This is a genomic window from Kocuria sp. NBRC 114282 (assembly GCF_030268385.1).
Classification (GTDB): domain Bacteria; phylum Actinomycetota; class Actinomycetes; order Actinomycetales; family Micrococcaceae; genus Kocuria; species Kocuria palustris.
Window position 1 is genome coordinate 1 of the sequence record NZ_BSQO01000031.1, and the last position, 574, is coordinate 574.

1 protein-coding gene is annotated in these 574 nt (G+C 62.9%); it reads left to right on the plus strand.

From position 1 onward, the window contains the following. The coding region (locus QSJ40_RS12595; RefSeq protein WP_285731349.1) for an IS3 family transposase at positions 1–540 on the plus strand (540 nt) is incomplete at its 5' end. Positions 541–574 lie beyond the last annotated feature (34 nt).

Sequence of the window (574 nt, forward strand, 5' to 3'; positions counted from 1 at the left end):
GACGATCTCGTGAAGCGGGACTTCTCCGCCGATGACGTCAACGAACTGTGGCTGACCGACATCACAGAGCACTGGACCGACGAGGGAAAGCTCTACCTCTGCGCCATCAAAGATGTGTTCTCCGGCCGGATCGTTGGCTACTCGATCAGCGACCGTATGAAGGCGCGACTGGCGGTGAACGCCCTGGACAACGCCGCTTCCCGCCGCGGTGACGTCGCTGGTTGCATCGTGCATTCGGACCGTGGGTCTCAGTTCCGGTCACGGAAATTCGTGCACGCCCTGAACCGTCACCACCTCATCGGATCCATGGGCCAGGTCGGCGCTGCCGGCGATAACGCCGCGATGGAATCGTTCTTCGCACTGCTCCAGAAGAACGTCCTGGACCGGAAGCGGTGGCGGACCCGCGACGAGCTCCGGATCGCGATCATCACCTGGATCGAACGTACCTACCACCGCCGTCGCCGACAGGCCCGTCTGGGTCGATTGACCCCCATCGAATACGAGACCATCATGAACCCCGCCGTGAGCCTCGCGGCCTGACACCCCAACTGTCACCTGTTCGTGCGGCAGTCCC